Below are 14,689 nucleotides of genomic sequence, written 5' to 3' on the forward strand. Positions count from 1 at the left end.
TTTCATGCGGTTTTCACACTGTTTGGCGAAGCTCAACGGTTTCTTGCGATTCATCCGCCGACTATTTGCAAACCAGCCCGTTGAGCCCGCTGCCGATTTCGACGTTGGCGATCGCGGACACGTCGGCATCCTGCGTCTGCACCAGACTCACGCCCAGCTCGCTGCCCACAATCGTCACCTTCGCCGGCGTATTAGACGCATTGTGGGATTTTGGTACGATGCAGCCGCTGCTGCCGTCGATGCCAAACACCGCTCCCGCCGGCACACGCAGCACCTGTAATGGTTCCTTCAATGCCACGGTGGCATCGAGACCGGCCTTTTTGGTCTGCATGTCCATGGACTGGAACGTCTCGCTTGCCGACACATTACGCAGGAATTCGGCGTCGGTGATTTCCGTGCTATCGGCCGGCAATATTCCATTGACGCCATACATGCTTATGGTGCGATCCTGTCCTACCGCCGCGCCGTTTTTCACGGTGAGTTTCGTCAACGCTCCCGGTATTTTTCCGATTGCCGTACCGCCCGTCACCATGGAACCGGTGGTGGCCGTCCACTCGTCGACCGCGACTGCGTTTTCAGGAATCCACATGGTGTCGGCAAGCGCAAGCGTGCCGTCGGAGGGGTTGCCGTTGTCGTTCATGAGTTGCCGCCAGCCGTCGGATGTTGCCCACCAGTAGGTGTCGGAACCGGCCACGCTGTTGTATCCGAGTCGGCTCAGCTCGTTGTTCAGTGCGAGCACGTCGTCGCCCTTGTCTCCGGTTTTGAGGTCACGGTATAGGGGTGTGGCAGTGTTCAAGGCCACGACCACGCGGTCGTTGACTTTGTATGCGCCTTTGCCGGAGGCGAGTCCGTCTGCGGACCAGTCGGCGGTGACGGTGCCGTTGGCGTTGCCGAGAAGATTACGTTCGGTGGAGATAGTGGGCACAACCGTCACTTGCTGGCTGCCGGAGTATTCCTGCACGCTGGCTGGCGCGGTGGTCGTCTCCCCTGCCGAGCCGAGCAATGCCGGCGCGCGATCCGGCAGGAGCAGCGCGCATGCTCCCACGGACACGCAGATGGCGGTTGCCACGGCGAGCAGGCTCCAAGCCCATGCGAGTCGTCCGCGTCCGGCACCGTTCGTCACGGCTGTGGCGTTATGTTTCTTTCCCATGAGTCGATGCCTTTCTATTCGTCTATTCTTCCAATTCCGGTTCCTGCGATTTGCTGCCGCCTGGCGCGTAGTCGGCGAGGTCGAGCACACGGTCGCAGGCGTCGCGGGTGTCGGGATCGTGTGTGGCCACGAGCACGATCATGCCTTGGCCGGAAAGGTTGTTCAGCACATGGCTGACGGAATGCGCGGTGCGCGTATCCAATTGAGCGGTCGGCTCGTCCACGAGCAGCATGTCGGGTTTGGAGCAGACGGCGCGTGCCAGCATGAGACGTTGCGCCTCGCCGCCGGAGAGGTCGGAGAACCGGCGGTCGGCCGCGTATTCGAGGTCGAACAGCCCCATGGCTTCCAAGGCTTTGAGCTCCGCTTCCTTGCGCCGCATGCCTTTGGCGAGCAGCGGGAACACCACGTGGTCGAGCGCGGTGCGTTCCGCCACACCGTACGGGTTTTGAAACACCCATCCCACACGGTTCACGCCTTCACGGGTTACGGTTCCGGCATATGGTTTCTCCCAACCGGCGAGAATCGACAGCAATGTCGATTTACCACAACCGGATGGTCCGCATACCGCGATGGTGGAGCCAGGTTCCGCCACGAAATCAAGATGCTCGAACAGCAGGTCTGTCCCCGGGAACCGGTGGGCCAGCCCTTCCACAACCACTCGCATATGAGCCCCTTCGCGCATCAGACTACTTCAGCGGATACCAGACCGTCTCATCCGAGGCGGTCACGTTCACTCCGGCCGTCACCAAGCAGGTCAGCGCCTTCCTGTTATCGCGCAGTCCTGCGCTTTCTCCGGATTCCAAATCCTTCTCCAGCTTATCGGCGGTGTAGTCTTTGGGCTTTATGCCTTCCTTGCGCAGACAGTCGGCCGCCACCTCCTTGTCATTGAGCAGCAGCTTCGGATTGCCCAACTGGAGCCTGTACACGGTGTTGATATCCGTGACATGCAGCATACTGCAGGATGTCAGATCGTCATTGAGTTTGCGGATCGCCTCTTTGCTGGCACCATCGGTGTTGTACGAGGGCAGAGCGTAAATGCCGTTGTCGTACTTGTCGAACGTCGGCTCGGCATAGCCTTTGTCTATGATGCACTGCTTGTAATCCGCCCATGCGCGTTCGTAGTCGGCCTGACTCACCTTTCCGCCCGAAGCGGCCTTCTCCAGTGCAGACTTCTGCTGATCGGATATTTTGCCGCCGTCGGAATCCAACAACGATCGCGCATAATCCTTCAGCGACGACGCGATTCGTTCACCCTGTTGCGATGATTGACCCTGCTGGGATTGACGCTCCCGTCGCGAGCTTTCTTTCAGTGCCCCGCAGCCCGTGCAGCCGACAAGCAAAGCGAGACAGCATATGACGGCAATAGCTTTGCCACGCATGCCCGTTTTCCTCGACATCGTCATCAGCCCCCTCACAAACGACGCAGCCGTCAGGCCGCCATGGCCCGCTTTACCCCTATTCTATACCCCCAAGACCTGCCGTCACGCGCGGCATACCCAATATGGGTATGTGGAACCAGGTGTTCCCCAGCATCATCCACCGGCTCGTTGCATTTACCCCGTTCTCCGCGCCGGAAAGCCATCAGTCAAACGGAATGCGCGCGTGGAACATCCATATGCCGTTCTCGCAATCGGTGGAAAGACTTCCTCCGATATGCTCGATTTCAGCCGCGAACTGTCTGAGACCATGGCCACCGGGCAGGCTGCCGGAATGCCGGGCACCCATATCATTCACTTCGGTGATTTCCAAGGAATGCGCCTTTACCAGAACCGACACCTCGTACTTGCCTCCGGAAGGCGCATGACGCGAAACGTTCGCGTACACCTCGCCAATCAACCGGCCGATCACATCCTTATGATAGGCATACGGACGCGCGCACGGGACCAGAAATAGGCGAGACCGGTCAGCATAATCTGCATGACGGTAAACATCAATGCCATTGGCGAACCGGGGTAACACACCGCCTCATAGACCATCAGAAGTTCGCACGTCATGATGGCCGCAAGACGGAACGGATGTTTGATTCGCGGCATATCCGGCCACCGGAGCTCTTTGTTCTTTCCGGTCATGTCAGCGCTCGTTCCCATGTTTCAACCATGTGATGATGGCTTGCCGTTGCGTACGGCAGTTCAGTCGTTTGACGATGTTCTGCATGTGCTTGCGCACAGTGGCGATGGATATGCCGAGTCGTTCGGCTATCTCTCCATCCGTCAGATATTCGTTCGCGCACAGGTTCATGATGGTTTCTTGCGTGTTGGTGAGCGTGGACTCCGCTCGAGCATCGCATTTCAGCCTCGCGTAAGCCGCCATCGGAGTTTCAAAACCGGGCAGGAAACATCCTGAAAGGACACGGGAGACGGCTTGTTCGAGCTGTGTCTCGTCACCTTTACCGACAAGCCCTTGCGCGCCAGCCGCCGCCAGCGGCACGCGATACCGGTTCAGACTGAAGCTGGTCATGCCGAGAATCGGCGTGGAACAGTCTGTCAGCCGCATGCGACGGCAGACTTCCGGGCCTTGCATACCTTCCAACGACATATCAAGCAGCACAAGAGCATATTGGTCGGCATTTGATGCAAACAATTCCAAAGCCTCAACTCCGCTGGTAGCCGAATCGACGATACCCACCGCCGGAAGAATCCGCTTGAATAGGTCGGCCAGCGCTTCGATGACGATTTTGTCATCGTCAACAAGCAATATCTTCGGACCACCAACCGTTTTCCCCGTCATGGTACAACGCTCCTTCCCCCGGGAAACATCCCCCTGCCGCAATACAATACATCATTTCATCACCACCCCTTACTCATATTGAGTAGATCGTTCGCAATAACCCCGTAAAACAACTCATATCATATGAATCACCGGGCCAAGGCAGTTCGATATGATGATGAAAGGTGGACGATGATGTCCTGGATGAAACACAATAAATTAGCGAAAACAATTGCCGCATCAATAGCAGCTGTCGGAATATGCTTCGGCGCCACTGCCGTGGCGAGTGCTGCATGTCGGTACCCTGTCACCAGTGGCTCATATAGCGAAGGCCCTTATCATGTTGAATGGAGTGTGCAACCGACAAGTTCATATGTAAGGACTCAAACCGATTACCATAACCAATATTGCTACGCACAGCAAGATAGGACGCAACATTCGCAGACAAGCAGAGCGCTCGCTAAGCAACATTGCTCCGCCTCAGTCAGCGGAGGCTCTTCATTGACTCAAAATGATTATGTTGAATATTATCAGTATTAGGAAGCTCGATCACCATGCGGAATGGAATAGTCCATGTGTTGAGAAACATCACCACATGCTTGGTAGGCATAACTCTTATCGGCTGCGCGGGCTGTGGGGTGGCTGTCGACCAGCAGGATACGAAACAGCCGACCGGAAGTGTCGGCAGCGACACATCCAAAGCCAAAATCGCGAATTCGATACCGGATTACATCGATTTCCTTCTTGATTTGGACGCCAAACCCGATACCAAATATCCCATGAGTGACGCACAGAAAACGATTCTGAAACGTTCCAGGAAGTCGGGAAGCGTGTCGAAACCGGATTACGAACTCGCCTGGTCGAATTACAAGCAGTGCGTGACCGGCTATGGGTATACGACACCTGTGCTCAAGCAGTTCTCCAATGGCCTGTACATGATCGCCATGCGCGACACGACAGGCATGAGCGACCAGCAGCGCAGGAAGTTCAACGAGGATGAGAACAAATGCTATAACACTGAAGTCATTGCGGTGACCGGCGTGTACCAGATGCAGATCGGCAATCCCGGCATGCTTTCCGATGGCGACCAGGCCATGGTCGATTGCCTGCATAAGGCCGGTATCGTGCCGAAAAACTACGACAAGGAAGCGTACAAGAAGGATTTGGACGCGCACGCCAAAAACCAGCCCACCACTGTGGATTTCTCGAATGCCGAAATGCAGAGCTGCTGGGTGGCGAACGGCGCGTCGTTCGGGGACGTCAATGACACCGATCAGTGGAAGCCGCTCGGCTGACCACCGTGTTCCCCGTCATATATCAGCATAGAAGTCTCGTTCCTGCGCGACGAACGGGCGCAGGAACGTGGTGATGGCGATGGCGCATACCAGGAACAGCGCGCCGACGGGGCCGAGCCACATCAGTCCGAAATGGCCGTTGATTAGACCTCCGACCGCGGAACCGATCGCGATGCCGATGTTGAACGACATGGAGTTGAGCGACGCGGCCAGGTTCAACGATCCGGGATGCGACTGCGAGGCGACGTCCATATACAGCACTTGGGACGCGGAATTTTGCAGGTACATGAACATGCCGAGCACCACCAGCAGCAGCGCGCCGTATACCGGTACCCAATGCGCCACGACAAGCGACGCCATGAGCACCGCATGGGCGCAGTAGATGGGACGGATGTGCGTCAGCGGCTCCACTCCCCTGCCCCGGTCCGCGAGCTTGCCGCCATACAGGTTGCTCCACAGGCAGGCCGCGCCGAAGATCACCAGTCCGACACTCAAGTACTGTTCAGGCACATGCACTTCATCGCGCATGATCGGAGTCAGGTATGTGTAGAACACGTAGCTGGCGGCCGCGCCGCACACCACGTCGAGCACGCCCAACTGGATGCGGCGGTCGAAGAACAGGCGGAACTGCGGCAGGAATCCGATCTTCACGATGTGGCTGTTGCGCGGCAGCACCATGACCATGCCGATGATGAGAACGATGGTGAGCACATTGATCATATGGAACGCCCAACGCCAACCGAACGTGTTGGCCACCCATGTGCCGACCGGCACGCCCACCACGGATGCGATGGAGAAGCCGGAGAACACCCATGCGATGAATTTCGTACGGAATCTGTCCGTTGTCACATCGGGCGCGTACGTCATAGCCACAGCCACCAACGTTCCGGATACCAAGGCGATCATGATGCGCGCCACCACCAGAACCGCGTAGTTGGGCGCGAACGCGCATAGGATGTTGCCTGCGAGGAATATGCCGATCAGCGTCAGATGCGTAGCGAATCGCGGGAACCGTGCCGACAGCGCGGATCCGAGCGGGGTGACGGGCGCATACACGAAGGCGAACAGGGACACCAGATTGCCGACCGTCACCTCCGATATCTTCAGATCGGCTGCGATGTCGGGCAGGATGCCCACCACGATGAATTCACTCATGCCAAGCATGAAACTCGAGGCGATCAGGATAAGCACCGGAAGATTGAAGAACCGTTCCTTTGCCATGCCGCATCTCCCTTCCACACCGGGACATCAATCGATTGACGTAACCAATCCGAGGCAACATTATGCCATGCGCGATACAATATGACGCACGATGACACGCAAGACGAACAGCACGCGCAAAGCACGGAAAACCCGCAATCGCAAGCCCCTCAATCTCAAGAATCTCCGCACCATGTGGCGGAAGGCGAATCCCATCGCACGCATCGGCATGGTCGCCACCGCGACCGTGGCAGCGATCGCGGCGATCGCCATCATCGTGGGGGCGGTGCGCTTCATCGGCTGGCGCGTGCAGGTGAACGAGGCGCTCACCGCGCAAAGCCAGTCGCAGTCGCAATACGACTTCAATCCCGGCAACATCATTTCCGACGGCACGTTCTTCAACGGCAATGCGTTGAGCGAGCAGCAGGTCAGCACCATCATCGAACAGCAGGGCGTGGCCTGCAGTGGCGAACGATGCCTGAAGTCCATGACGTTCAGCACCGAATCGCAGTCCGCGGACGAATATTGCCAGGCTTATGATGGTGGCCCGAACGAAAGCGCGGCGGCGATTGTCTACAAGGCGGGCAAGGCATGCGGCATCAGCCAGAAGGTGCTGCTCACCGTGTTGCAAAAGGAGCAGCATCTGCTCACGGCCACCAATCCAAACGATTTCCAATTCAAAGCGGCGATGGGCCTGAGCTGCCCGGATGATGCGAACTGCGACCCCACCTATGCCGGCTTCTTCAAACAGGTGTACGGCGCGGCCAAACGGTACCAGTACTATCTTCGGCACGAGGGACGCTACGGCTACCATGCCGGACGGCTCAATTACATCCAGTACAATCCAAATGCCAGCTGCGGCGGCAGCAACGTGTACATCGAGAACCGAGCGACCGCGCTGCTGTACATATACACCCCGTATCAGCCGAATGCCGCGGCGCTCGAAGCGGGGGCCGGTGAAGGCGATTCCTGCTCGTCATACGGCAACCGCAATTTCGCGATTATCTACCATTCGATGTTCGGCAGCCCGCGAGGCTGATGCATCCCAATGAGGATATGCCGTTCGAGCATATCCTCGACCAGTCCGACACCGATTCCCCGTGGCCTTTCCGCCATAGACGTGTGCGAAACGCACGAGCAAGGCCGCCGCCCGGTTTATGTTCCGGACGGCGGCCTCGTGTATGACGTTTTTTCTATCGATGGTCCGCGATCACAGCTTCGGCAGATACTTCTTCAGCTCGAACGGGGTGACCTGCTTGCGGTACTCATCCCATTCCTGATGCTTGTTGCGCAGGAAGTATTCGAACGCATGCTCGCCGAGCACATCCGCCACGAAGTCGGATTTCTCCATGATCTTCAGAGCCTCGTCAAGCGATTCCGGCAGCGGCTGGATGCCCATGGCCTGGCGTTCGGCGTCGGTGAGCTCCCACACGTCGTCACTGGTCGGCTCCCCCAGCTGCATCTGCTTATCGATGCCATCGAGTCCGGCGGCCAGCAGCACGGAGTATGCGAGGTACGGATTGGCGACCGGGTCCAACGCGCGGAATTCCATACGGGCGGAGTTGCCCTTACCTGGCTTGTACTGCGGGATGCGCAGCAACGCGGAACGGTTGTTATGGCCCCAGCAGATGTAGCTCGGCGCCTCGGCACCGCCCCACAGCCTCTTGTAGGAGTTGACGTACTGGTCGGTGACCGCGCAGATCTCGGCCGCGTGGTACAGGATGCCGGCGGCAAACTGACGTGCGGTGACGGACATGTTGAATTCCTGCCCGGCCTCGTAGAACGCGTTGGCGTCACCTTCGAACAGGCTCAAATGCGTGTGCATGCCAGAGCCCGGAGCGTCGGCGAGAGGCTTCGGCATGAAGCTGGCATGGATGCCTCGCTCCAGCGAAATCTCCTTGACGACAGTGCGGAAGGTCATGATGTTGTCGGCCGTGGTGAGCGCGTCCGCATATCGCAGATCGATCTCGTTCTGGCCTGGCCCCGCCTCGTGGTGCGAGTACTCCACCGAGATGCCCATCTGCTCGAGCATGTTGACGGTGGCGCGGCGGAAGTCCATGCCGGGGCTGCGCGGCACATGGTCGAAGTAGCCGCCCTCATCGATCGGCTTCGGAGTCTGCGCCCAGTCATCCTGCTTTTCAAACAGATAGAATTCAATCTCCGGATGCACGTAGAAGGTGAAACCCTTCTCCTTGGCCTTGGCCAGCGCTTGCTTGAGCACGTGGCGCGGGTCACCCAACGATGGCTCGCCATCGGGGGTGAGCACGTCGCAGAACATGCGCGCGGTGCCCTGAGGACCACCTCTCCAGGGAAGAATCTGGAACGTCGACGGATCGGGTTTGACGATCATGTCGTCTTCGGACACGCGGGTAAGGCCTTCCACGGCGGAACCGTCGAATCCGAGCCCTTCCTCGAATGCGGCTTCCAGTTCCGCCGGCGCGATGGCCACGGACTTCAGTGTTCCCAACACATCCGTGAACCATAGACGAATGAAGCGCACGTCGCGTTCCTCGACCGTGCGCAAAGCAAACTCTTGCTGTTTATCCATAGTGTCCAATCGTTCCATGCGCATGTTACGAACGTCGTTAACACATGCCGTGTCGCGACATGTCAGCGTGCGACTTCGAGGGCTTCCTCCAACGTGAAGGCGCGCGCGTACAGCGATTTGCCGAGAATCGCGGCGTCCACGCCCAGTTCGGCGAGCTCCTTGATGTTGCGCAGGTCGTCGAGCTTGGAGATGCCACCGGATGCGGTGACCTTCGCGTCGGTGCGGGACGCCACTTCGCGCAGCAGCTCGATGTTCGGGCCGCTCATCATGCCGTCGCGTGCCACGTCGGTGACCACGTAACGGGAGCAGCCGACGGAGTCGAGGAACTTCATGGTCTCGAACAGGTCGCCACCTTCCTTCACCCAGCCGCGGGCCGCGAGGGTGTGGCCGCGCACGTCAAGGCCGACGGCCACGCGGTCGCCGTACTTCTTGATGACGGAAGCGGTCCAGTCGGGGTTCTCCAGAGCCGCGGTGCCGATGTTCACGCGGACCGCGCCGGCTTCGAGCGCCGCGTCGAGCGAGGCGTCGTCGCGCACGCCGCCGGACATTTCGATGTTGACCTTGTCGCCCAGTTCCTTGACGATGGCGCGCAGCTGGTCACGGTTGTTGCCGGTGCCGAATGCGGCGTCGAGATCGACGAGGTGGATCCATTCCGCACCCGATTCCACCCACGTGCGGGCGGCTTCCAGCGGGGAGCCGTAGTCGGTTTCGGAGCCGGATTCGCCTTGGCGCAGGCGCACGGCCTTGCCATCACGGACGTCGACGGCGGGAAGCAGCGTCAAAGACATGTCATACCTTTCGTTGCGTTGAACGGTTTTCGGCCGTTCAACGGATCTTGCGATTACCGATTTGAATTTACGATTTTGCGATTGTTGCGATTGCCTTGCGCGAATCCGCGTTCAGAACGTCGCAACCCAGTTACGCAGCAGCTGCGCGCCGGCTTCGGCGGATTTCTCCGGATGGAACTGCGTGGCGAACAACGGTCCACGTTCGTAGGCGGCCACGAATCGGCTGCGCCCGTAGGTGCACCACGTCACATGCTCTTCCGCGTCGCCGAAGTCCAGCTGGTCGGCGGAGGTGTCGGCAGGCAAAGCGCTCATCGCGGCAAAGGAGTGCACGAAATAGAATCGTTCGTTCTCCACGCCCTTGAGCAGCACGGAACCTTCCGGCGCTTCGACGGTGTCCCAACCCATGTGCGGCACCACGTCGGCGTCGAGCAGCTCGACATCGCCCTTGATCAGACCGAGACCGGGCGTGCCGTCGCCATGTTCCATGCCACGTTCGAACATGATCTGCTCGCCCACGCAGACGCCGAGCACCGGGCGGCCGGCGCGCAGACGGTCTTTGATGACCCTGTCTCCGCCGACGCTTTTCAGTCCTTCCATGCATGCGCCGAACGCGCCCACACCCGGCACCACCAGTCCGTCGGCTTCCAGAGCCTGACGATGGTCGGACGTGAGGGTCACGTCGAGGTCGAGATTGGCCAACGCGCGCACCATGGAACGCACGTTGCCGAAACCGTAATCGAACACCACCACGGAAGTCATGGGCGCTCTCCTTCTTTTGCTTGCCGAAGAATCCATCCTTCGGGGAAAAACTTATTCGATGCTTGACGAACCACGACCGAATCGCGTGTGCTCGGCGAGGATCTTCATGGCGTCATCACGGGTCAGGCTTGCGGAATCGACGGTTTCCACGCCGGAATCACGCACCCCCTGAACGTCGGTGATGCCCAGCAGCAGGTCTTCGACGAACGGCGCGGTGGAGGTGAACAGCACCGGTGGCGCGAACGTCTGGCCGACCTTGCCTTGCAGGTACATCGTCGCCTCGAGCTTGTCCGCACGGTTGATCGCGAGGACGGCAGGCATGCCGGAGACCACGGTGGTCAGATCTTTGATGGCCGCTTCCGGGCCATCGCCGTCGAGATTGCGTAATACAGCGACCGCGCCTTGCGGTGAGGCGAGGCATTGCGCGGAGATGTCGGACAGTTGGCAGAACGCGGCGAACAGGCGTGCGGAGGCAAGTCGGGTGATGATCACCGCGACTTTCGCACGGTTGCCCAGCAGTCCCTGCAACTCGTCGTCGAATGACAGCGAGTTCTCGGCTTCGGACAGTACCGCGTCGGCTTCCTTCGATTGCAGGCCGTCCTGCGATTCGTCGGAAGACGCATCGGAATTAACCGTCTCATCCGGCTGATCGAATGGCACCTGCGCGGGAGCATCGTTCTGTTGGGCAGCTTCCTCGTCCTGGAATTCCTTTTCGAAGCCGGCCATGGCCGCTTCCAGCTCCTCTTCGCTGAAATGCATGCCGTCGTCGTTGGTCTTCCCCAAGCCGTCGAAACCGTTCAAATCGTCCTTGTCGTCGGACATCACAGCGCGCCCTTCGTGCTGGGAATGCCGTCGACGCGCGGATCGGGTTCGATGGCGAAACGCAATGCGCGGGCCAAAGCCTTGAATTCGGCTTCGGCGATGTGGTGCGGGTCGCGGCCGGAAATCACGTGCAGGTGCAGGCAGATGCCGGCATGCATGGCGATGGATTCCATGACGTGGCGAACGAGCGAACCGGTAAAATGCCCGCCAATCATGCAGTATTCGAAGCCTTCCGGCTCTCCGGTGCACACGCAGTACGGGCGGCCGGAAATGTCGACGACGGCTTTGGCGAGTGCCTCGTCGAGCGGCACGGTGGCGTCGGCGAAACGGCGGATGCCACGCTTGTCTCCGAGGGCCTGCTTCAGAGCCTCGCCGAATACGATGGCGATGTCTTCGACGGTGTGGTGCGCGTCGATGTCGGTGTCCCCGGTGGCTTTGATTTTCAGGTCGATCAGCGAATGCTTGCCGAGCGCCGTCATCATGTGATTGTAGAACGGCACGGATGTGTCGATGTCGGTTTTGCCGGTTCCGTCGAGGTTGAGACTCAGCTCCACCTTGGATTCGCTGGTTTCACGAACGATGGTTGCAGTACGTGCCATGTTGCGACTCCTTTTGCGATGTTGCAGTTGCGATATTACAGCTACGATATTGCGATTGCGGTGGTTGCGTCTTCCGCAGCCACCGCGATTCTGTTCTGTTTCAAGCTTATTGCCGAATACTGTCACGAACTTCCGTTCCGGACAGTATCCCAGCTTGCGTTCCGGCTTGTTCAGCCCTGTTCCACGATGCGCAGCACTTCGACCAACGCCTCACGGAACCGTGCCATTTCCTCGTCGGTGCCCATGCACACTCGCATCCAGCCTTCCGGACCGACGACGCGGATGAGCACGCCGCGCTTCAACAGTTCGTCGAAGATGCGGTCGCGGTCGTCGAAATGGCCGCCGAAGAGAATGAAGTTCGACTGGGTTTCGGCCACTTCGAGCGGCTGGCCCTTGTAGGTCTGCTCCTTGAGCCATGCGGAGGTGGCGTTGCGGGTTTCGCGCAGGTGCGCCACGCGGCTCAGCTGTTCGTCGGTGTGTTCGAACGCGGCGAGGGCGGCGGCCTGGGTGACGGCGGACAGGTGGTACGGCATGCGCACGATGCGCACGCAGTCGATGATGCCCTTGTTGGCGGCCAGGTAGCCGACGCGTGCGCCGGCGAAGGCGAACGCCTTGCTCATGGTGCGGCTGACGGCGAGGTTTTCGTATTCGCCGATGAGTTCCAGCGCGGTGGGCGTGCCCGGATCTCGGAATTCGATGTACGCCTCGTCCACCACGACCACCGGATGCACGCCTTCGGCGGCGCCTGCCACTTCGGCGGTACGGGCGGCTTCGAGCACGCGCTTCAGATCTTCCGGCTTGAGCGGGGTGCCGGTCGGATTGTTCGGGCTGGTGAGCACGATCATGGCCGGCTTGACCTCTTCGATCGCCTTGATGGTGGCGTCCACGTCAAGCGTGAAGTCGGCGTTACGATGCGCAAGCTTCCACGTGGTGAACGTGTCGCGCGCGTATTCCGGATACATGGAGTACGTCGGATCGCAGCCGAGCGCGATGCGGCCGGGGCCGCCGAACGCCTGGAACAGCTGCAGCATGATCTCGTTGGAGCCGTTGGCGCCCCACAACTGGTCGACGCTGAGCTTCACGCCCGATTCGCGTTCCAGATATGTGGAGAACGCCTTGCGCAGTTCGATGTGCTCGCGGTCCGGATAACGGTTGAGCGTCGGGGCGATCTCCTTGACACGCTGGGCGATGGTTTCCACCACGGCCGGTTCGGGCGCGTACGGATTCTCGTTGACGTTGAGGCACACCGGCACGTCGAGCTGCGGCGCGCCGTACGGTTCTTCGCCGATCAGGTCGTTGCGCAGCGGCAGATATGCCGGAATCGCGTTGCTGGAAGTCTCGCTCATCGGAGGCCGGCCTGCTCTTCCTGTTCCTTGATGGTCGCCTTGTTGTACGGGTCGTCGATGAAGCGGCTCAGCACGCATTCGCCGTGTGCCGGCAGATCTTCGGAGACGGCGAAGGCGTTCACACGGGCGGCGAGGGTCTTCAGTCCCTGCTCGTCGTATTCGATGACTTCGACCGGCTTCATGAAGGTGTGCACGCCGAGGCCGGCGGCGAAGCGCGCGGTGCCGGAGGTCGGCAGCACGTGGTTGGAACCGGACATGTAGTCGCCCAGCGGAACCGGGGAGTACGGGCCACGGAAGATGGCGCCGGCGTTGCGGATCTTGGCGATCACGGCATCCGGATCAGCGGTCTGCACTTCAAGGTGTTCGGCCGCGTACGCGTTGGCCGCGTCGATGGACTGTTCGATGCCGTCTGTGAGGATGATGCCGGACTGGCGGCCGCGCAGCGACGTGTTGACGCGCTCGGCGTGCTCGGTGCGAGGCACGCGGTACTTGAGGCTCTCCTGCACCTTGTCGGCGATGTCTTCGCTGTCGGTGATAAGCACGGAACCGGCGAGCTCGTCATGTTCAGCCTGGCCGATCAGATCGGCGGCGAGCCAGCTTGGGTTGGCACCCTTGTCGGCGATGATGGCGATTTCGGTCGGACCGGCGACGGCGTCGATGCCGACGATGCCGGAGACCATGCGCTTGGCGGTGGCGACGAAGATGTTGCCCGGGCCGGTGATCTTGTCCACCGGATCGCACAGAATCTCGCCGTCCTGCGGTTCGGAGCCCTTGGCGCCGTAAGCGAACATGGCGATGGCCTGAGCGCCGCCGACCGCGTACACCTCGTCCACGCCGAGGATGGCGCAGGTGGCGAGGATGGTCTTGTCCGGCAGGCCGTCGGAGTTGCTGCGGCTCGGCGGGGTGGCGATGGCCAGCGATTCGACGCCTGCGGCCTGCGCCGGCACCACGTTCATGATGACGGAGCTCGGGTAGACGGCCTTGCCTCCCGGCACGTACAGGCCGACGCGCTGCACCGGAATCCAACGTTCGGCGACGCGCGCGCCTTCGGCCAGGCCGGTGTGGAACGGGGCCGGCACCTGGGATGCGGATACGGCGCGGCAGCGGCGCACGGATTCCTCGATGGCGGCGCGCACTTCCGGATCGAGCTCGTCGACGGCGGCCTTCATGGCCTCGACCGGCACACGCAGATGCTCGGGACGGATATGGTCGAACTTCTCCGCGAAGTCGCGCAGGGCCGCAGCGCCGCGGGCCTTCACATCATCGAGAATCGGCTGTACGAGCTCAGTGGCCTCGTTGGTGCCCATCTCGGCGCGGGGCATGGCTTCCAGCATTTCAGCTCGAGTCAGCTTCTTGCCGCGCAGGTCAATGATTCGCATATAGTTTTCTTCGCTCATAACGCCCCATGGTAACAACGCCAAGTCACGAGAACGTCCCGTCGTCTCACATTCAGCCGCATTGTGAGACACGCAGATC

At 60.2% G+C, this 14,689-nt stretch carries 16 protein-coding genes; 2 read left to right on the top strand and 14 right to left on the bottom strand.

Annotated elements, in window-relative coordinates; genetic code table 11:
- Nucleotides 1-61: 61 nt before the first annotated feature.
- The 6 genes from Q5H33_RS02570 to Q5H33_RS02595 form a co-directional block, all read right to left on the bottom strand.
- Complete coding sequence (locus tag Q5H33_RS02570; protein WP_080716519.1) at nt 62-1,150, bottom strand: hypothetical protein; 1,089 nt, start codon at nt 1,148-1,150, stop codon at nt 62-64.
- A gap of 22 nt (nt 1,151-1,172) precedes the next feature.
- Nucleotides 1,173-1,814 (bottom strand): ATP-binding cassette domain-containing protein, encoded by a 642-nt coding sequence (locus tag Q5H33_RS02575; RefSeq protein WP_034984655.1) that lies wholly within the window; start codon nt 1,812-1,814, stop codon nt 1,173-1,175.
- A 22-nt stretch (nt 1,815-1,836) separates the two neighbouring features.
- On the bottom strand, nt 1,837-2,529 hold the full coding sequence (locus tag Q5H33_RS02580) for a hypothetical protein (protein ID WP_085382618.1): 693 nt from the start codon (nt 2,527-2,529) through the stop codon (nt 1,837-1,839).
- Between the two features lie 202 nt (nt 2,530-2,731).
- The gene (locus Q5H33_RS02585; protein WP_158001464.1) at nt 2,732-2,986 is read right to left on the bottom strand and encodes a hypothetical protein; all 255 of its coding nucleotides are present in this window, start codon (nt 2,984-2,986) and stop codon (nt 2,732-2,734) included.
- Between the two features lie 8 nt (nt 2,987-2,994).
- A complete protein-coding gene (locus Q5H33_RS02590; RefSeq protein ID WP_035010619.1) occupies nt 2,995-3,219 on the bottom strand; it encodes a hypothetical protein in 225 nt (74 codons plus the stop codon).
- Nucleotide 3,220: 1 nt separating this feature from the next.
- Nucleotides 3,221-3,877 (bottom strand): response regulator transcription factor, encoded by a 657-nt coding sequence (locus tag Q5H33_RS02595; RefSeq protein ID WP_042990837.1) that lies wholly within the window; start codon nt 3,875-3,877, stop codon nt 3,221-3,223.
- A 554-nt stretch (nt 3,878-4,431) separates the two neighbouring features.
- Here Q5H33_RS02595 and Q5H33_RS02600 point away from each other — a divergent pair.
- Complete coding sequence (locus Q5H33_RS02600) at nt 4,432-5,151, top strand: hypothetical protein (RefSeq protein ID WP_152659291.1); 720 nt, start codon at nt 4,432-4,434, stop codon at nt 5,149-5,151.
- 15 nt (nt 5,152-5,166) lie between these two features.
- Here Q5H33_RS02600 and Q5H33_RS02605 read toward each other — a convergent pair whose 3' ends face one another.
- A complete protein-coding gene (locus Q5H33_RS02605) occupies nt 5,167-6,372 on the bottom strand; it encodes an MFS transporter (RefSeq protein WP_003810819.1) in 1,206 nt (401 codons plus the stop codon).
- 91 nt (nt 6,373-6,463) lie between these two features.
- Between Q5H33_RS02605 and Q5H33_RS02610 the strand changes: the two genes are divergently transcribed.
- Entirely contained in the window at nt 6,464-7,390 is a 927-nt protein-coding gene (locus tag Q5H33_RS02610; protein ID WP_003810821.1) for a hypothetical protein, read from the top strand.
- Nucleotides 7,391-7,561: 171 nt separating this feature from the next.
- On the opposite strand, the gene glnA is transcribed toward Q5H33_RS02610, so the two are convergent.
- From glnA to hisD, 7 genes are all read right to left on the bottom strand, one after another.
- Nucleotides 7,562-8,899 (bottom strand): type I glutamate--ammonia ligase, encoded by a 1,338-nt coding sequence (gene glnA / locus Q5H33_RS02615; protein ID WP_033499741.1) that lies wholly within the window; start codon nt 8,897-8,899, stop codon nt 7,562-7,564.
- A 62-nt stretch (nt 8,900-8,961) separates the two neighbouring features.
- Nucleotides 8,962-9,687, bottom strand: a complete 726-nt coding sequence (gene priA / locus Q5H33_RS02620; RefSeq protein WP_046999320.1) for a bifunctional 1-(5-phosphoribosyl)-5-((5-phosphoribosylamino)methylideneamino)imidazole-4-carboxamide isomerase/phosphoribosylanthranilate isomerase PriA — start codon at nt 9,685-9,687, stop codon at nt 8,962-8,964.
- Nucleotides 9,688-9,798: 111 nt separating this feature from the next.
- On the bottom strand, nt 9,799-10,446 hold the full coding sequence (gene hisH, locus Q5H33_RS02625) for an imidazole glycerol phosphate synthase subunit HisH (RefSeq protein ID WP_085407788.1): 648 nt from the start codon (nt 10,444-10,446) through the stop codon (nt 9,799-9,801).
- Nucleotides 10,447-10,497: 51 nt separating this feature from the next.
- Nucleotides 10,498-11,268, bottom strand: a complete 771-nt coding sequence (locus Q5H33_RS02630) for a hypothetical protein (protein ID WP_042990528.1) — start codon at nt 11,266-11,268, stop codon at nt 10,498-10,500.
- Entirely contained in the window at nt 11,268-11,867 is a 600-nt protein-coding gene (gene hisB, locus Q5H33_RS02635) for an imidazoleglycerol-phosphate dehydratase HisB (protein WP_021913401.1), read from the bottom strand. The genes Q5H33_RS02630 and hisB overlap by 1 nt, the downstream gene beginning before the upstream one ends.
- Before the next feature lie 170 nt (nt 11,868-12,037).
- A complete protein-coding gene (locus tag Q5H33_RS02640) occupies nt 12,038-13,213 on the bottom strand; it encodes a histidinol-phosphate transaminase (protein ID WP_033499742.1) in 1,176 nt (391 codons plus the stop codon).
- Nucleotides 13,210-14,592, bottom strand: a complete 1,383-nt coding sequence (gene hisD / locus Q5H33_RS02645) for a histidinol dehydrogenase (RefSeq protein ID WP_302422927.1) — start codon at nt 14,590-14,592, stop codon at nt 13,210-13,212. Before hisD ends, Q5H33_RS02640 begins: the two co-directional genes overlap by 4 nt.
- Between the last annotated feature and the right edge of the window lie 97 nt (nt 14,593-14,689).

This window comes from uncultured Bifidobacterium sp. (assembly GCF_959020145.1).
Classification (GTDB): domain Bacteria; phylum Actinomycetota; class Actinomycetes; order Actinomycetales; family Bifidobacteriaceae; genus Bifidobacterium.

Bases quoted from the DNA above. Each gene is read 5' to 3' on its own strand.
- hisB (WP_021913401.1), bottom strand. From the start codon at position 11,867: ATGGCACGTACTGCAACCATCGTTCGTGAAACCAGCGAATCCAAGGTG.
- Q5H33_RS02575 (WP_034984655.1), bottom strand. From the start codon at position 1,814: ATGCGAGTGGTTGTGGAAGGGCTGGCCCACCGGTTCCCGGGGACAGAC.
- Q5H33_RS02590 (WP_035010619.1), bottom strand. From the start codon at position 3,219: ATGACCGGAAAGAACAAAGAGCTCCGGTGGCCGGATATGCCGCGAATC.
- Q5H33_RS02570 (WP_080716519.1), bottom strand. From the start codon at position 1,150: ATGGGAAAGAAACATAACGCCACAGCCGTGACGAACGGTGCCGGACGC.
- hisH (WP_085407788.1), bottom strand. From the start codon at position 10,446: ATGACTTCCGTGGTGGTGTTCGATTACGGTTTCGGCAACGTGCGTTCC.
- Q5H33_RS02595 (WP_042990837.1), bottom strand. From the start codon at position 3,877: ATGACGGGGAAAACGGTTGGTGGTCCGAAGATATTGCTTGTTGACGAT.
- priA (WP_046999320.1), bottom strand. From the start codon at position 9,687: ATGTCTTTGACGCTGCTTCCCGCCGTCGACGTCCGTGATGGCAAGGCC.
- Q5H33_RS02610 (WP_003810821.1), top strand. From the start codon at position 6,464: ATGACACGCAAGACGAACAGCACGCGCAAAGCACGGAAAACCCGCAAT.
- Q5H33_RS02630 (WP_042990528.1), bottom strand. From the start codon at position 11,268: ATGTCCGACGACAAGGACGATTTGAACGGTTTCGACGGCTTGGGGAAG.
- Q5H33_RS02580 (WP_085382618.1), bottom strand. From the start codon at position 2,529: ATGCGTGGCAAAGCTATTGCCGTCATATGCTGTCTCGCTTTGCTTGTC.
- hisD (WP_302422927.1), bottom strand. From the start codon at position 14,592: ATGCGAATCATTGACCTGCGCGGCAAGAAGCTGACTCGAGCTGAAATG.
- glnA (WP_033499741.1), bottom strand. From the start codon at position 8,899: ATGGATAAACAGCAAGAGTTTGCTTTGCGCACGGTCGAGGAACGCGAC.
- Q5H33_RS02640 (WP_033499742.1), bottom strand. From the start codon at position 13,213: ATGAGCGAGACTTCCAGCAACGCGATTCCGGCATATCTGCCGCTGCGC.
- Q5H33_RS02605 (WP_003810819.1), bottom strand. From the start codon at position 6,372: ATGGCAAAGGAACGGTTCTTCAATCTTCCGGTGCTTATCCTGATCGCC.